The 17007-nt window shown below is 47.3% G+C and carries 10 protein-coding genes; 5 read left to right on the forward strand and 5 right to left on the reverse strand.

Going from position 1 to position 17007, the window contains the following annotated elements; genetic code table 11:
- Window position 1: 1 nt before the first annotated feature.
- Complete coding sequence (locus IE070_RS08115) at window positions 2-1006, forward strand: glycoside hydrolase family 43 protein (RefSeq protein WP_189482290.1); 1005 nt, start codon at window positions 2-4, stop codon at window positions 1004-1006.
- A 12-nt stretch (window positions 1007-1018) separates the two neighbouring features.
- Window positions 1019-2986 (forward strand): sialate O-acetylesterase, encoded by a 1968-nt coding sequence (locus tag IE070_RS08120; protein WP_189482291.1) that lies wholly within the window; start codon window positions 1019-1021, stop codon window positions 2984-2986.
- Between the two features lie 23 nt (window positions 2987-3009).
- Here IE070_RS08120 and IE070_RS08125 read toward each other — a convergent pair whose 3' ends face one another.
- The 5 genes from IE070_RS08125 to malQ all read right to left on the reverse strand — a co-directional run bounded on the left by IE070_RS08125 (window position 3010) and on the right by malQ (window position 12248).
- Window positions 3010-4527, reverse strand: a complete 1518-nt coding sequence (locus IE070_RS08125; protein ID WP_189482292.1) for a tryptophan halogenase family protein — start codon at window positions 4525-4527, stop codon at window positions 3010-3012.
- 16 nt (window positions 4528-4543) lie between these two features.
- Entirely contained in the window at window positions 4544-5578 is a 1035-nt protein-coding gene (locus tag IE070_RS08130; RefSeq protein ID WP_189482294.1) for a cupin-like domain-containing protein, read from the reverse strand.
- Entirely contained in the window at window positions 5568-6314 is a 747-nt protein-coding gene (locus tag IE070_RS08135) for a SapC family protein (protein WP_189482296.1), read from the reverse strand. Before IE070_RS08135 ends, IE070_RS08130 begins: the two co-directional genes overlap by 11 nt.
- A gap of 138 nt (window positions 6315-6452) precedes the next feature.
- The gene (locus tag IE070_RS08140) at window positions 6453-9593 is read right to left on the reverse strand and encodes a TonB-dependent receptor (RefSeq protein ID WP_189482298.1); all 3141 of its coding nucleotides are present in this window, start codon (window positions 9591-9593) and stop codon (window positions 6453-6455) included.
- A gap of 516 nt (window positions 9594-10109) precedes the next feature.
- Window positions 10110-12248, reverse strand: coding sequence for a 4-alpha-glucanotransferase (gene malQ, locus IE070_RS08145; protein WP_189482300.1), 2139 nt, complete (start codon window positions 12246-12248; stop codon window positions 10110-10112).
- A 113-nt stretch (window positions 12249-12361) separates the two neighbouring features.
- Between malQ and IE070_RS16700 the strand changes: the two genes are divergently transcribed.
- From IE070_RS16700 to IE070_RS08155, 3 genes are all read left to right on the forward strand, one after another.
- Window positions 12362-12490 carry a hypothetical protein gene (locus IE070_RS16700; protein ID WP_268247349.1) on the forward strand — a complete coding sequence of 43 codons (129 nt, stop codon included), beginning with the start codon at window positions 12362-12364 and terminating at the stop codon, window positions 12488-12490.
- 167 nt (window positions 12491-12657) lie between these two features.
- Window positions 12658-15366 (forward strand): TonB-dependent receptor, encoded by a 2709-nt coding sequence (locus IE070_RS08150; RefSeq protein WP_189482302.1) that lies wholly within the window; start codon window positions 12658-12660, stop codon window positions 15364-15366.
- A 114-nt stretch (window positions 15367-15480) separates the two neighbouring features.
- Window positions 15481-16995, forward strand: a complete 1515-nt coding sequence (locus IE070_RS08155; protein WP_189482304.1) for a tryptophan halogenase family protein — start codon at window positions 15481-15483, stop codon at window positions 16993-16995.
- Window positions 16996-17007: the final 12 nt, after the last annotated feature.

Here is a 17007-nt window from a genome sequence, read left to right on the forward strand (position 1 = left end):
TATGTCAGACATTGATTATAAAGACGTGCAAGATAAGGCCATTTCCGCCCCATTGGTTAAGCATATCTATACGGCAGATCCGTCAGCACATGTGTTTGATGGTCGTATTTACATCTATCCTTCACACGATATCGAAGCCGGTATTCCGTTTAATGACAACGGTGATCATTTTGGTATGGAAGATTATCATGTGTTATCTCTGGATCACCCCGGCGCATCTACAATTGATCATGGGGTAGCTTTACATATTGCTGATGTGCCATGGGCAGAGCGACAAATGTGGGCGCCAGATGCAACGAAAAAAGGCGATAGCTATTATTTTTATTTCCCAGCTAAGAATGCGGCTGGGCGTTTTCAGATTGGTGTTGCCGTTAGTGATTGCCCAACCGGACCTTTTAAAGCGCAGCCTTTGCCCATAGCCGGCAGCTATTCAATCGATCCAGCCGTGTTTGCGGATGATGATGGCAGTTATTATCTGTATTTTGGCGGGATCTGGGGGGGGCAGTTACAAGAATATCGCAATAATCAATTTGGCGAACACTATGCCGAGCCGAGTGCAACGGAACTCGCCCTTTGCCCCAAAGTGGCCAAACTCACTGATACAATGTTGGAATTTGCCGAAGCCCCACGCGATATTGTGATTTTAGACGAGCACGGCAAGCCCTTGTTAGCAGGCGATACCGACAGGCGCTTTTTTGAGGCGTCTTGGTTGCATAAATATCAGGGGAAATATTATTTTTCCTACTCGACAGGTGATACACATTTTATTTGTTATGCGATGGGCGACAGCCCTTATGGCCCCTTCACCTATCAAGGCCGGATCTTAGAGCCGGTCGTTGGCTGGACAACACACCATTCTATTTGTGAGTTTAATGGCACCTGGTACTTGTTTTACCATGATTCGATATTGTCTGAAGGGGTAACGCATCTACGTTCGGTAAAAATGACACCACTAGAGTATGACGAGCAGGGGCGCATCAAGATGATCAGCCCTTATCGTCGATAACGCGGAGGCAGTATGGCAGCAATACCGCTTATTCGTTTTGCTCAGGCAAGTCTTGTATTGAGCCTTGTATTGGTTGGGTATAGCCCCAGAGTGGACGCCGATATCCGTTTACCAAAATTGATCAGTGATCATATGGTATTACAGCGTGATACAACGATCTCATTATGGGGCTGGGCCGATGCGGATGAGACGGTAACGGTGTATTTAAATGATGTCTTAGTGGGTGAAAGCCTCCCTAAAAACGGTCGTTGGCAACTGGCCTTAGCCGCGCAAAAAGCGGGCTGCGGCCACCAGCTTACTCTGCAGGGGAAGCAGCGACTCGACATAATCGATGTTTGCTTTGGTGATGTTTGGGTAGCGTCTGGGCAATCTAATATGGAGATGCCTATGGCACGATTGGCTGAGGCATACCCCGATGATCTACAGCAGGCTACCTATCCACAAATCCGCCAATTTACGGTGCCCCAAGAGTATAATTTTGACGCGCCGCAACACGATGTTAGTAGCGGTAGATGGCAGCTTGCCAGCCCAGCAACGATTCATGATTTTTCTGCACTGGCCTATTACTTTGCGCGCGATTTATACCAACATAATGGTGTGCCTATTGGGATTTTAAATAATGCTTTAGGCGGCTCACCCATCGAAGCGTGGTTAAGTGAAGAGGCGTTGCAAGCTTTTCCCGACGCCTTAGCTGAGGCAAAGCGCTTTCGCGATCCGGCCTTGCGGGCACGTATCACCGCAGACGATCAGGCGAAAAATGCCCGCTGGTATGGTGATTTACAACAACGTGATCCCGGGTTAAACCCTGATAAGCCATGGTATGCCCCCCATTTTGATGACAGTCAGTGGCCCACCTTTACGGTGCCAGGTTTTCAAACTAACGCCTTTACGGGGAGCTGGTGGTTACGAAAAACCGTTATGCTAAGTGCTGAACAAGCCAACAATGCCGATACGCTGCGCTTAGGTTCTATTGTAGATGCCGATGAGGTATATATAAACGGTCAGCTTATCGGTAATACCACCTATCAATATCCGCCTAGGCGTTACACCGTGCCGACTGGCGTACTTCAGGCGGGCGCAAACCTAATTGCTGTTCGAATCACGTCCACTCAGGGGAAAACTGGCTTGATGCCTGATAAACCCTATTGGTTGGGAACCGATGAGCAGTCCATTCCCCTAAATGGCATATGGCGTATGCAAACGGCTGCGCGTGCCGAAATGTTGCCGAGCGATACCTTTATTCGTTGGCAACCGTTGGGGTTGTTTAATGGTCTAACGGCGCCTTTAACGTCTCTGCCAATCAAAGGTGTCATTTGGTATCAAGGTGAGTCTAATGTTGGGCGCTATCCCGAGTATGCAGCACGCTTTCGAGCGCTGATCCGCGATTGGCGTACGCAGTGGCAGCAACCTGAATTGCCTTTTTTATATGTACAATTAGCCAACTACTTGGAAAAAACATCTGCGCCATCCGACAGCCATTGGGCTGGACTACGCGAAGCGCAACGTCAGGCATTGGATATGCCACATACTGCAATGGTCGTGGCCATTGATACCGGTGAATGGAATGATATTCATCCGGTAGATAAGAAAACCCTTGGGCAACGTTTGGCGTTAGCCGCAAGAGCAGTAGTATTGAATGAAAACCTACTCTACCAAGGGCCACAATTACAGACAATGCAGGCAGAAGGGAACGCGTTAGTACTGACGTTTGATCACGCCTTGCAGCTAAAAGGAGAAGGCCAAAGTTTTGCTATCGCAGGGGCCGATAATAAATTTTATTGGGCGCAACGCGTATTCGTGTCAAGCACATCATCGTCCCACGATCCGTCGCCACAAGCCTATCAGCTTCGGTTATCGCACCCTCAGGTGAGCGCACCAACCCAAGTACGCTATGCGTGGGCCGATAACCCTGACGCAGTATTGTATAATACTGCAGGTTTGCCAGCCTCGCCTTTTACCGCAACGCTTAAGCCAAACTAAATAAGGCTGCGAGCAACCCGAGATCAGCTGGGCTGTGCTTGACAATATTGGCGGATAAAGTCGCGATGCGCCGGTAATCTAGACACTGCGCCTTGAATGGTTTCGCGGATCTGTTGCAGATGGTGTTTCAGATCCTGCGGAGATAATGCTGCTACTAATTTGTGATAACTTTGCGGTTGTAGCCGTTGCCCCAACATCACGTGTGTCCACGATTCCAATCGGAAGAGTTCTTCGCCAGTTTGAAAGGCATGGGCATTTTCACGAAATAAGGCGATGCGGTGAGCGAGAGAATCGGGAATGGGCATATTTTTACAATACTGCCAAAACGGACTATCGTTTCGTTCAGTCTGATGATAATGCAAAATGATAAAGTCTCGGATTTTTTCCAATTCGCTAATGGATTGTTGATTGTATTCATCAATGAGCGGTTGTGCCATGCCATCAAACGGAAATAAGCGTAATAAACGAATAACGCCATTCATAAATAAGTAAATACTGGTCGATTCCAGAGGTTCTATAAACCCGCTAGACAATCCTAGTGCCACACAGTTTTTATGCCAAAACTTCTTCCTGCGTCCACTTTGGTAATGCAGCATGCGCGGTGATGTCACGGTGGGTGTATCCATACTGGTTAGTAAGCGTTGTTGTGCGTGTTCGTCACTTAAAAAATCGTTGGCATACACCAAACCATTGCCCATACGATGCTGCAGGGGAATTTGCCAACGCCAGCCGCTGTCATGAGCAATAGCCCGAGTGTAGGGAGGGAGCGTAGCGCCACATTCAGTTTGTACCACGACCGCTTTATTGCAGGGTAGCCAATGATCCCAACGCTCAAAACCGGTTTGCAGCGTTTTCTCAATTAATAACGCCTGAAAACCCGTACAATCGATAAAGAGATCGCCGCTGATTTCTTGGCCGCTCTCTAAGATAAGTGCACGGATATCTCCATTCACCTGTTGTTGAACGTGTGTAATTTTTCCTTCAATTCTTACTGCGCCTTGCGCTTCACTAAATTCGCGCAAAAATCGGGCATATCGCCCAGCATCGATGTGATAGGCATAACTTAGTGCGGCCTGTTCAGTTTTGGCAAATTTACCTGAAGCCGCCGCCTGATGCTCGTAACAATATTCACCTAATGGCGCGGTTATGGCGTGCTGTAAACCATGCAGATAATAGTGCTGAAAATCGGCTAAAAAGCTGCCTTGTCCTGTTTTACCAAAAGGATGGATATAACGATCGCCTTGCTGTCCCCAATGCTCAAACGAAATACCTAATTTAAAGGTTGCATGCGTCGCGCGCATAAACGCTTGTTCATCAATACCGAGTAAATTGTGAAATAGCTGTACTGGCGGGATAGTGGATTCACCTACGCCGACGGTGCCAATGTCAGCCGACTCCACTAGCACAACCTTGACTAAGCCTTTCAAACGTTTTGATAACGCGGCTGCGGCAACCCAACCGGCTGTGCCTCCTCCAGCAATTACAACGGTTTTTACAGCGGATGTTGTAGCAGGTTGAGGGTTTTGGGTAAGCGTTTGCACAAAAAACTCCTTTAGATTAGCGATTTAGCTGGTTTAATAACATTGCGCGAAGTTGCCGTGCGTGTAACTCATCCAACTGACCTAATACGCCTTGCGCAGCCGGGGGAATATGCGCCGCAGCATGTTCGGGGGCGTCGAAAATATAATAATTCAAGATGGCTTGCCACGCTTTGCGCTCATGCGGCGGCTTATCCCGCAAACAGAGTAAGGCGTGGTAAAGCAGGGTCATACCCGAACCGGTGTAGCGCGGTGCGCGGCTCCACCAATAATTAATAAGGATATTAAACGGCGATAATGCCTCTACCTGATGCCACCACATACTGGGTAAATACAATGCGTCACCGCTGTCTAATTCCGCAACGTAGGCCGCGGCCATAGCATCGGGGAAATGTGGAAAGCGATCTAAATCGGGTTGATCAAAATCGACCATACTGATCATTTGCCCCCCTGGCGTCGGTGCCATCGGGCCTGGATACAGGTTGGCAATTTGCTCAGGTGGAAATAACGTGAAACGTCGCTGCCCCATGATACAACAGGCGATATTTTCAGAAGTGTCGAAATGGCATGCTGCCACAGACCGATTACCTAACCAAATACTTACGCGATCGGGCGTAATGAACTCACCTGCAACGGCGCCTGGTATCTGTAAACGTTGGTGATCGGGTAAGTCTGGAAAATGACTTCGAAGTAAATTAGAGGCAACATAAATTGACGGGGGCGCAGCCAGCTCATACCAGTCTAACATCGACTGCAATACCTCGGTGATCTGCCCTAAGCGAATATCGAAGTTAAGCTGGGTCGCATCATCATTATAAAAGTAACGGCCTTTATGTTGAGGCTCGCCTTGAAATATTTGCGTTGCTTGGCCGTTGTAATAATGCCGTAAATACGCAGCCACTTTACTTGGACCAGCACTAGACAGAGTAACCAAAGGCCAATCACGAACTAAGCCTTTGAGTACAACAGGTTGATCACTTTGCAATATCTCTGCCGGGATCTGGTTCGGTTCGCAATCTGTGATGATCCGACACGGTGTAAGATTAGGTGGCATGATATGTGTTTGCCGCCAATAACCGTTGGTTTTTGCGTTCAATCAGGTCAGAAATATGAAACATCGAGTTTAGCATCGCAAAGGCAAGCTGCAAAAACCCTGCGCTATGTAAAGACGCTAGCGCTGTGCTTGATAATGCGGCCAAGGCATCGGCATCGATACTGTAATTACCGGTTAAACGATGTTTTTCACCATTATGCAGTTCATAATCAATATTAATGGGTTGCAATAATTGCCATTGTTGCAGGGTGTTAAACAGCGAGGGAGCCAGGCTCAATCCTTGCTGAATGCGATCTAATAGCGCAGTGATATGCAGCAAATACGGGCTGTTCCCCCCTTCTGCTAGAAACAATGGCTGGCCATCTTGTATGCTAACTTTAGGGTGTTGGCAATCGATATGGACTACCGGCTCACGGTGCGCGCCGTGTTGTTGAAAACCAATACGAAATGGACCTTTCGCTAACATGGCTGGGATTGTGCGTGCATCCCAACCATAGGGTGCGTTGCTATCGAGATAGAGATTTTCATCGGCAGCCAAGCCGAGTAATGCCACGGCATAAAAGCTGTTTGTGTCGGCATTGTGTCTTACAACAAGCGGGTATTCATGCTGCAGCGCTAAAAATTCGGTAGGGAAAACCGGAATACTGCTGAGGTTATCGCCATAGTGTGTGCTGAAATAATGTCGCACTTTCGTCTGATGATGATCAAGATTATTCAATAGTTGAAACTGGCTCATCTAGAGCTCCTATCGAGTGGCTTTAAGCAGGATTTGATAGCACAAACTAAACCCATTTAATACCTGTTTAGTTTGTGCTGATGTCATACCTTACGACTGATTGGCCGCCAATAACCCGGCCAGTGAGTCTATCCTAGCTTAAAAATCGTAACGTAGGCCTAATTGATAACGTGGTCCTAGCTCCGTTAAATACCACATCATGGCCTCATTCCGAGCATGCGAGCGACTGTTTTCACCTGTTAAGTTAATCACTTCTGCAAAAACAGTGAACTGCGGATTTATATCGTAACTCACGTTCACATCAATCTGCCAGTAAGCCTCTTCGTAACGCGGGTTATTCGAGCCGCCTTTGTTAATTTCAGCTAAGTATTTATCACGCCAGTTCCAGGCAATCCGCGCTTGCCAGCTATCTTTTTCATAAATACCAATTAAGTTTGCGGTGTCACTTAACCCAAGCAAGGCAAACTGCGATTGATTCGGATCGGCGTTATTGTTAAACCCAATGTCGCCGCGCACAATGGTGTAGTTAGCTTGTGCGCCAAAACCGCTCTCGCCAAAGAAGTGCTGAATGGCAAACTCAGCGCCGTATATCTTCGCCGCACGATTGTTATCTGGCGTATTGGTACGGAATATCATTTCTGGGTCGGCATCGGTTGCCCGTAAATCAAAGCCTGGATTACTGGCTAAGAAATCAATTTGCTCTTGCGTACCGGTAAATTGTGGATTGGCACCATAGCGGGCAATCATATCAGGATGATTGCGGTACTCGTTAAATGCCATCATGGCAAATAAATAGGTATCGTCTAATGGGAAGCCCGCATCGCGAACCGCTTGCGCTGCAGCTAATGCACGTGGACCGCCTGTGACATCTCTAATACCGAGTAAGGGCTGATCGACTTGGCGGCTACCAATAAAGTTAACCACATCTTTTTGAAAGACGCCGGCCGACATATAACTAAAGGGATTGTAATACCATTCTAACGACATATCATAGTTAGTCGACTCTAACGGCAGTAGCGCTGGATTTGAAGCATTCGCGGTGGGCTGGGCACCGAGCAAGGTAGAACCGCCGCCGCCGCCAAAGTTAGAAGCCGATACGCCTAAATTACCTAAACCAGCGCGGGCAATGGTTTTGCTAAACGAGAAACGGCTGATGAGATCGTCGCTTAAATGTAAGCTGACATCTAAGCTAGGTAATAAATAATCATAATCGTTTTTAGCATTCGCCGGCATAGGCGGTACAGATGAATCCACATAGGCATAAATATCGTTGTTATCTTCCCATTGGAAGTATACGGGACTGACCAACGAGCTTGATTCAGACTCGGTTTTTTCATAGCGTAAACCGGTTAGCACGTCAAAAGGCATACCACCTAGCTCGCCGCCTAAGGCTACTTGAAAATACACCGCCATGGTGTCTTCTTGTACAATATTATCAAAGGATAATGCGCTTTCTACGCTGGTTGGGATACCTGGATACAGCGCCAACGCCGCATCATAAAGGGCTCGTGGATCGGCAATAAATCCATAGCCGCCTGCTCTAACCGGATAATCTTTAAACTCCCCAGGTAAATCGAAAGGCTGAATTAAATCGCCAAACTCGCCAGGGTTATTAACGTTCCAGTTACCCAGCGCAATGTTATTGCCCGCAGTTTGAATAGAGCGCGATTCCATTTTTCGCATCTCAGCACCAAAGTCAAAACGCCCATCGTTTAGCTCATACACCGCGTCCAGCTTAAGCTGTTTAATTTTACTTTCTTGGCTGGCATTACGAATACGCGCAATCGATGACCCAACATCTCCAGCATCGACTATGCCGTTGGCATTGGCGCCTTTACCCGGTGTTCTGTCGTCATACACGTTTTGGTAAGTGGGTAAAGTCGAACCAAAAAACCACTCGCGAGAGGTAACAATAGGCGCGCCTAAGCCCACGGCCAATTCACCAGAGTTGCGCGGTCCAGTGCCACGGCTATACATTTCTGAACTGTGGCCATCTAATAATAGGGTAAGAGAATCATTCACTTGGTATTCAAAATTGATACCAGCAGACTTCAAGGTGTTGGTTTGTTCTCGCCATTGTTGCTCATACCCTTCATCCACTGCACCAGAATAGACTTCCTGAATATAAGAGGGGATTTTCACCGTGTTATTGTCAAACTCTACGACGCGGGTGTTACCGCCCGTTTGCATCCAGTTGCCTACTTCACCGCGGTGTTCCACTAAATTATTTTCTGCAAAGGTATAATCTGCTGTGGCGGTAAAGTTATCGCGGGGGCGAAATTGCAGCGTCAGTTGGGCATTGTCACGCTCACGTTCTGTGTTAGAAAAGGCGTAACGAATATCATTCGGTCGCGCGTATAACTGTCCTTGCGCAGGGGCATTAATCACCTGGGTGTTTTCATTATTCCAAGTACGATCAGGATCAGCAATATCATCCCAATAGGCGACTTGCCAATCATTGACGGTAGCTCCGGTATAACCAGAATCACGCTTTTGATGGCTAGCTGATAAGCTTACGCCAAATTTACCATCATCTAATGTATGGCTGAAGATGCCAGACAGCTCGGGCGTTATGTTTGCGCCCGTCCGGTTGGTGGTATCGTGTACCCCTTTAATCCCAACGCTAGCAACCGTTTCTTGCGTATCCAAAGGCCGTGCGGTTTTTACGTTTAACGTGGCCCCAATCCCGCCGGTTGCAATATTGGCTTTACCGGTTTTATACACTTCTACGGCACGAATACTTTCAGAGGCTAAATTTGAGAAATCAAATGCCCTTGAGCTACCCCCTCGGGTTGAGCCGTCAGCGCCAGAGCCTGCACCATAAGTAGTGGCTGATGGCATAGTGCGGCCATTTAGCGTGACCATATTATTGTCAGCACCAAAGCCGCGTACGGTGACCTCAGCGCCTTCGCCATTATTACGGCTTATCGAAACACCCGTAATCCGTTGCAATGATTCTGCTAAGTTAGTATCTGGAAATTTACCAATGTCCTCAGCCGAAATAGCATCCACTACACCCATCGATAAACGCTTGATGGAGGCGGCCTCTTGCATACTGGAGCGCACACCGCGCACCATAATCACTTCGACACCGGTTGTCTCGGTATCGGCATCTGCTGCCGCTTCTTGGGCGTAAGCGGGTAGTCCGGCGGCACTGGCCAGTAGGACTGAGATGGTTTTGGCGAGGAGGGTTTTGCTAAAAAAACGCTGGGATAAAGCAGTTCTGCTGCCTGCCGCAGGGGCATGGCTCGAACGGGGTAACGCTGCTGGGTGTTTCATTGAATGTATGTCCCCTTGAGAATTTTTTAATAATTATGTGTATCAAACAATTGGGCCGAAACACTGTCTTTAGGGCACGTTATTAGAATGTCTCGGCAGTATGGTTTGTTTAGAGGGTGAGCAGTTTTTTACAGGCGGTTACTGTATAACTTTTCAGCCTTTCGACCTCATTGTAGTAAGCTTACTGCGATAGGGAAGTTGTCAAAATACGTTACCTTTTTGCTTTTTTTCATATTCAGCAAAAGCCCTGTTAGAAAAAGTACGTCGCTTGCACATGAAAGCGTTAAATGCGCTGCCATAACGTTGTAGATAATAAGGGTAAATAGGATGCAATTTGGCGTAGCAAGAATAACAGGCGTATTAAGTGCAACAGAGAACATGGGATAAACAGGAAAATAGGAAAACAGGAAAACAGGAAAACAGGGACAGAGGGTGCAACTAGGGAAAGTAGCAGTCATTAGGGCTAAGCCGCTGAGCAAGGGCAAAAATAGCCGGCGCAAGCGCCGGCTCTAAGTATTATTGTCGCGCGTGTTTTATCTCAGCCATAAGTTGCAACACGTCGCCGCGTTGTAAAATGGTGTCAATATTTTCGGGTAACTTACGACGCCAATTGGGGTACTCAGTGCTAGTGCCAGGAATATTCACTGGGGTATCTAACAGCACTAAATCTTCTAATTGATAAGCAAATAACTGCGCCGGCGTGGCCGCAGTATACAAATGGCAGGCTTTAACTAAGCTTGCTGCATCAGGCACTACCAAACGAAGATGTTGTTGTAAAAGCTGTTTTTCGTCTTTGCGTAGATTATGTAAATTGTCTGCTACAGCAGGGCTTGGAAAGAGATCGAGCTTATGCCGTAAAGCTAAATCGTGCTCTTGCCAAAAACCAATCAGGGTAGGCATATCATGGGTAGTCACTGTCGCTAACGCCTGTGGCGGATAGGTTTGATCCCGATGCTGATAACTCCCCTGTTTCTGTTCTAACATAAATACGCGATACGATAACACTTGATAACGCTGCATCAGCTCACTAATCGCCACAGGCACGGTGCCTAAATCTTCGCCAATCACAATACAATGATTACGCTGGCTCTCTAAGGCGAGTATGGCAAACAAGGCTTCAGCAGGCATACCAATATAGGCACCTTGCGTCGCATCCGCGCCCAGCGGACAACACCAGAGTCTCAACAAGGCCATCACATGATCTAAACGTAATGCACCTGCGTTGCGCATATTCGCGCGGATCAAAGCAATAAAAGGTTGAAACGCTTTTTGACGCAGCGTAACAGGGTTATAGGCTAATAATCCCCAATTCTGGCCCTTCGGTGCCATAATATCTGGCGGCGCCCCAACGCTGAGATCCAGTAAAAAGTCTTCAGGCGCCGCCCAACTTTCGGCACTACTGCGGCTCGTTCCTACCGCCACATCACAATACAAGCCAATCGCCATACCTTGTTTACGGCATTCTGCTTTTACATCAGCTAATTGCTGTTGTGCTAACCATTGCAAATAGAGATGTTGTTCAATCTGTGCGGCATGTTCTGCAGCAAATTGTTTAACTGCCGGGCTATCGGGGGTTTGATAGGCTGCAGGGAAGTTTTGCCAGGCCGCCATACTGTGATCTTGCCAGAATAAATGACCTTGCAACACTTTAAACAGAGCCATTTGCTGTAAGCTGGCGCCACCTTCTTGCACAAAATCACGAAACATCCGTGCTCTAGCGGTATTCTGTGCTAATTCCTGTTGCACAAAATGTTGATACAGTAGCTCAGCAACTTCTGCTTTTAACGCGGCGACGGCGGGATAGTCGACATCGCTGGCGGCACGGCAATGTGATAATTGTTGTTGAAAGCGCTCACTGGCGACGAGGTGTTGCGCTGCCGCGCAGTGCATAAATTCGAGTGTCTCATCTAAAGCAACGTACAGGGTATTGAGCCATAACCGACTGTTTGGACTGTATGGACTACAATCTTGAGGAAGCAGTGGGTATAACGCATGCAGCGGATTTAAGCCAATAAAGTCATTGCCTTGAGCTGCAAGTGGCGCCACCATATTTTTTAAGTCAGCAAAGTCGCCCATCCCCCAGTTCCGCGAAGAACGAACAGCATACAGCTGAATCGCCGGGCCCATGGTTTTATGCAAAATCGCGCTATCATGTAATTGGAAACAGCGCGCGGGGCTGATGATAATCTGTTGATTCAGGCGTTGCTTACCATCTGTAAGCGTTAGCTGATGATAGCCTGCGGCTAATGCCGCAGTAAGTGGCACGTCAAAAGCTAAGATAGTGCCTTCAGCCCCGTCATATTGCGCCACGATATCTTTAGGTTGAAGTAGCACCTCGCCTTGCAGCACGCCCCCCTGTTCTTGGGTGATTACCCATTGCCATTCGCTGCTTGCGTCATTTGCGGACAATTGTAAACGAACGATAAGGGTATTACCTTCAGTACACACTTGCACAGGCGCTAAGCGCTCTAGCCATTGTTGCTGTTGTAACTGTTGAATATGGTTGGCAATGTGTTGTTCACTGCTTAAATCAAACCCCATTGCACGCAAAATAGCCTGCTGAATAGGCAGTGCAATATGTTCGGTGTGTCCATTTGCATGCACATAACTCTCTTGCAAGCCCGCTAAATGCGCGAGCTGTTTCAGTTGTTCCATATCTCACCTGCTATCTGGGCGGCCTGCGGTTTGGGCTGCCTGTTATTTTTGCTTGGCGCTATTTCAGACAAGCATAAACAGCCCCCTGCAAATAGGAAACATGCTGCATACGTATGCAGTTTATTTCGGTGCAAAAAGCCGCATTTTTACTTATTTGTGGGCAACGCTATCCGGTATTAAAAATAGAGCGTGCAGTGCTTGCCTTCTCAATTGCGCACAACAATAGTGCAGAATACCTCTAGTTTGCACCCTGTCTGTGCGTCTTTTTAGTTATGAATACGTATTCATGTTGAGATGATGCTCGAATAAGTTTAATAAATGAGCATGGCGAAACCGAAGTTGAGAACTTTCAGCGAGGCTTACGGATTTTGCAGCGGTAAAACAACAACAGACCGGGGTAGATAGGGTTATGAATAAATTTAAACTCAGTATGCTGACATTAGCATTGGCAGCAGCGGGTACAGGTTCTTTGGCTTTTGCACAAGAAGCCGTTGAAACTGAAACACAGCAAGCACAGGAAGAAGCCGTAGAAGTTATTTCAGTACGTGGCTTTCGTCGCAGCTTACAAGAGTCTCAGAACATTAAAATGTTCAATAGTTCCATTGTTGAAGCCGTTTCTGCGGAAGACATTGGTAAATTACCTGACGTAAGTATTGCCGAATCTTTAGCACGTTTACCGGGTTTAACTGCGCAACGTTTAAATGGCCGTAGTCAGGTCATTAGTATCCGCGGTTTAGCACCGGATTTTTCTACCGCCTTATTAAACGGCCGTGAGCAAGTAAGCTCTGGCGATAACCGCGGTGTAGAATTTGATCAATACCCATCAGAGCTATTAAGCGGCGTTGTCGTATACAAAACGCCAGATGCAGCCTTATTAGGCCAAGGTTTAGCCGGTACTGCAGATATGCGTTTGGTGAGTCCGTTAGCCCATGGCGAACGCACCATTGCGTTAAATGCGCGTTATGAGTGGAGCCAAATTGAAGCGTTAAATGCGGGTGCTGATGATACAGGTAAACGTTTCAGTATTTCGTATATTGACCAATTCGCGGATAACACCATCGGTGTGGCCTTAGGCTATGCGAATATGTCTAACCCTGTACAAATTGAACGTTTCGAAGCCTGGGGTTATGCAGATACACCAACGGGTGACAAAGTGATTGGTGGCGCCAAGGTGTTTGCCAATTCTAATTTGTTAGAGCGTGATGGCTTTATTGGTGTCTTTGAATACAAGCCAAACGACAATTACAGCAGCACGGTGGATTTCTATTATTCACAGTTTGACGAAACGCAGCGTACCAGTTTTATTGAATTACCGTTGTTCTGGGGCGGCGCGCCTTTGGTTAATCCAATCGTTGAAGACGGTCTTGTCACCTCAGGTGGTTACACTGGCGTAAAAGGGATTGTGCGCAACCATGGTAACTACCGTGAAAGCGAGCTGTTCTCGTTAGGCTGGAAAAACGAGTTTAAGTTAGCCGATAACTGGCAAGCTACGGTTGACGTTAACCACTCATCATTAGATCGTACCGATTTAATTTTAGAATCTGACGCCGGTACTGGCCCTGCAGGCATGGGTGCATTAGACAATCTGTCTTTTGGTATGGGGCCGCGTGGCGCAGTATTTAATTCAACGTTAAACTATGCCGATCCGAGTTTAATTTTGTTAACCAGCCCACAAGGTTGGGGTGGTGATATTATCCCTGGTGGTCAGTTAGGTTATTACAATTCACCCGCCATTACTGATGATTTAAACCAAGTGCGTTTAAGCGCCATCACCATGCTGGAAGGTGATAACTTCGATTCGTTAGAAGTGGGCGTTAATTATAGCAATCGTGAAAAAGACAAAAAAGCGAACGAGTTTTTCTTAGCCTTACCCAATGGCGCGCGTTCAGCTCCAATCCCAAATATCGCGGGTACCACTAGCTTAAGTGCTTTCGGTATTGCCGGCATGGTGAGTTACGATCCAAGAGAATTAGTGGACAGTGGTGCCTTAGTTCGTGTGCGTAATCCTAATGCAGACGTCTTAATCAAAGATTGGAACGTTGAAGAAGACGTGATCACTACTTACGTAAAACTGGGGATCAATAGCCGTGTTGGCGATATCCCGGTAACTGGTAATGTAGGGACGCAAATTGTTCATACCGATCAGTCTTCTTTTGCATTAGCGGCATCAGGTACAGGGATTAATGTGTCGTCGTTCCGCTTAGATGGTGGCGATAAATACTGGGAATTCTTACCAAGCTTAAACCTGAACTTTGAAGTAGGTACGGGTAAGTATGTCCGCGTTGGTTTAGCGCGTACTATGGCGCGTGCGCGGATGGATCAATTACGTGCTAGCCAAGATTACAGCTTTAATCCGGCATTAAACAATGCGCAGGCAACTCCAGAGCAAAATTCACCCTGGAGCGCTGGCGGCGGTAACCCAGCGTTACGTCCATGGATAGCTAACTCATTAGATATTTCTTACGAGCAATACTTTGACGATAGCAAAGGCTATATGGCCATTGCTGCGTTCTACAAAGATTTAGAAAGCTATATCTACGATCAGCGCGTTATTCAAGACTTTACCGGCTTCCCATCAGGTGGTGAAGTGCCAGTGATTAACCAAGGTATTGCCACGACTCCACAAAACGGTGAAGGTGGTCGTATCAATGGTCTAGAATTCACCTTGTCGGCCAGCGGTAGCATGATTACCCCAATTTTAGACAACTTTGGTGCCGTATTAACCGGTTCATGGACAGACAGCGATATTCAGTCTAATCCAAATGATCCGTCAACACCGCTGCCAGGCTTGTCAGAAAAAGTCGCTAACTTAACGTTCTATTACGAGTTAGATGGCTTCTCTGCACGGGTAAGTAGTCGTTACCGTTCAGATTTCTTAGGCGAAATATCTGGTTTTGGTAATGGTCGTGATTTACGCATGATTGAAGCCGAAACTGTGGTTGATGCCCAAGTAAGCTACAGCTTCTCAGGTCGATACGAAGGGTTAACCTTGTTACTGCAAGCCAACAACATCACAGACGAACCGTTTGTACGCGTTGAAGGTGACGATAGCCGCCGTGTGATTGAATCACAACGTTACGGTCGTTCGTACATGGCAGGTTTGTCGTACAAGTTCTAATATCGGTCACGTAACGTGCTTAGCGATCATTGCTAGGCACTGCGTTAAATCGGTTTTAAAATGCCCCTGCTGCTCTCGTGCATCGTCAGGGGCTTTTTTTATTGGAGACAGAACATGACGCAACAAACCGCCATTCGCCGTGTATTGATTGTCGGCGGGGGGACAGCCGGTTGGATGACGGCAGCGATGCTAGCCAGAGTAATGGGGCCACAACTGCATATTCGATTAATCGAATCGGATGCTATCGGCACTGTAGGCGTAGGCGAAGCAACGATTCCTGCCATACAGCATTTTAATGCGGCGCTGGGTATTAATGAGGCTGAGTTTTTAACGGCAACTCAAGGCAGTATTAAATTAGGCATTCAATTTGAAAATTGGGGCAAGCTTGGCGAGCAATATATGCATGCCTTTGGTCCTATTGGGAAGCCTCTGGGATTTACCTCTTTTCATCATTATTGGTTAGCCGCGCGAGCGCGTGGCGATAACAGCAGTTTTTGGGATTATTCGCTCAATTATCAGGCTGCACGAAGCGGTAAATACCAACCCTTGGCGCAGATTCCGAATACGCCTTTACAGGGGCTGATTCATGCTTATCATTTTGATGCGGGCTTATACGCGGCTTTTTTGCGACGTTATAGTGAACGTTTACAGGTGATTAGAAGCGAAGGGACTATTGCGGCAGTGAGCAAGACACCTGCTGGCGACATCGCCAGCGTAACGTTGGCAGATGGGCAAACCTTCAGTGCTGATTTATTTATTGATTGCTCAGGTATTCGTGCGCTGTTAATTGGTCAGGAACTTAATGTTGGCTATGAAAATTGGCAGCATTGGTTACCCTGTGACAGTGCGTTAGCTGTGCCTACAGCCGCACGTCAGCCTATTTTACCCTATACCCGTTCTATTGCGCATGCGGGTGGTTGGCAATGGCGTATTCCCCTTCAGCATCGAACAGGCAATGGCTTGGTATACAGTAGCCAGTATTTGGATGATAACGCGGCGCGGCATACCTTACTTACGAATCTTGATGCTGAGGTGCTGGCGGAACCGCGTAAAATTAGTTTTGTTACAGGGCGGCGTAAACAACAGTGGCAGCAAAACTGCGTCGCCATTGGCTTATCGAGTGGCTTTTTAGAACCGTTAGAATCGACCAGTATCCATCTTATTCAAAGTGCTATTGTGCGGTTAGTGCAATCTTTCCCTGCCAGCCACGATATGGCGGCATTAAGACAAAACTATAATCAGCAATCGCAACAAGAATTTGAAGCCATCCGCGATTTCATTATTTTGCATTATTGCTTAAACCAACGTGATGATAATGGCTTGTGGCAGTATTGCCGTAGCATGGCATTACCCGATTCATTGGCACAGCGTATTGCGTTGTTCCAGCAATCGGCCGCGGTGTTTCGCCAACAAGACGAGTTATTTACAGAAGTGGCCTGGCAGCAGGTGATGTTAGGGCAAAATGTTCTGCCCCAACAGTATCACCCCTTGGCGGATCAGCTTACTGCTGCACAATTAAACGGCTTTTTAGGTGATATTAAGCTCATTATGCAGCGTACAGCGGCAAAATTACCCTCTCACCAGGCGTTTTTGCAACAGGTGCAGCAAGCCCAGCAAGCTCAACAATAGCCAAAGGTGATA

Origin of the sequence: Alishewanella tabrizica (genome assembly GCF_014652375.1) — a bacterium.
Taxonomy (GTDB): Bacteria; Pseudomonadota; Gammaproteobacteria; order Enterobacterales; family Alteromonadaceae; genus Alishewanella; species Alishewanella tabrizica.

Excerpts from the sequence above, each read along its gene's own strand:
- IE070_RS08115 (WP_189482290.1), top strand. The coding sequence starts at position 2 with ATGTCAGACATTGATTATAAAGACGTGCAAGATAAGGCCATTTCCGCC.
- IE070_RS08120 (WP_189482291.1), top strand. The coding sequence starts at position 1,019 with ATGGCAGCAATACCGCTTATTCGTTTTGCTCAGGCAAGTCTTGTATTG.
- IE070_RS08130 (WP_189482294.1), bottom strand. The coding sequence starts at position 5,578 with ATGCCACCTAATCTTACACCGTGTCGGATCATCACAGATTGCGAACCG.
- IE070_RS08135 (WP_189482296.1), bottom strand. The coding sequence starts at position 6,314 with ATGAGCCAGTTTCAACTATTGAATAATCTTGATCATCATCAGACGAAA.
- IE070_RS08140 (WP_189482298.1), bottom strand. The coding sequence starts at position 9,593 with ATGAAACACCCAGCAGCGTTACCCCGTTCGAGCCATGCCCCTGCGGCA.
- malQ (WP_189482300.1), bottom strand. The coding sequence starts at position 12,248 with ATGGAACAACTGAAACAGCTCGCGCATTTAGCGGGCTTGCAAGAGAGT.
- IE070_RS16700 (WP_268247349.1), top strand. The coding sequence starts at position 12,362 with ATGCAGTTTATTTCGGTGCAAAAAGCCGCATTTTTACTTATTTGTGGG.
- IE070_RS08150 (WP_189482302.1), top strand. The coding sequence starts at position 12,658 with ATGAATAAATTTAAACTCAGTATGCTGACATTAGCATTGGCAGCAGCG.
- IE070_RS08155 (WP_189482304.1), top strand. The coding sequence starts at position 15,481 with ATGACGCAACAAACCGCCATTCGCCGTGTATTGATTGTCGGCGGGGGG.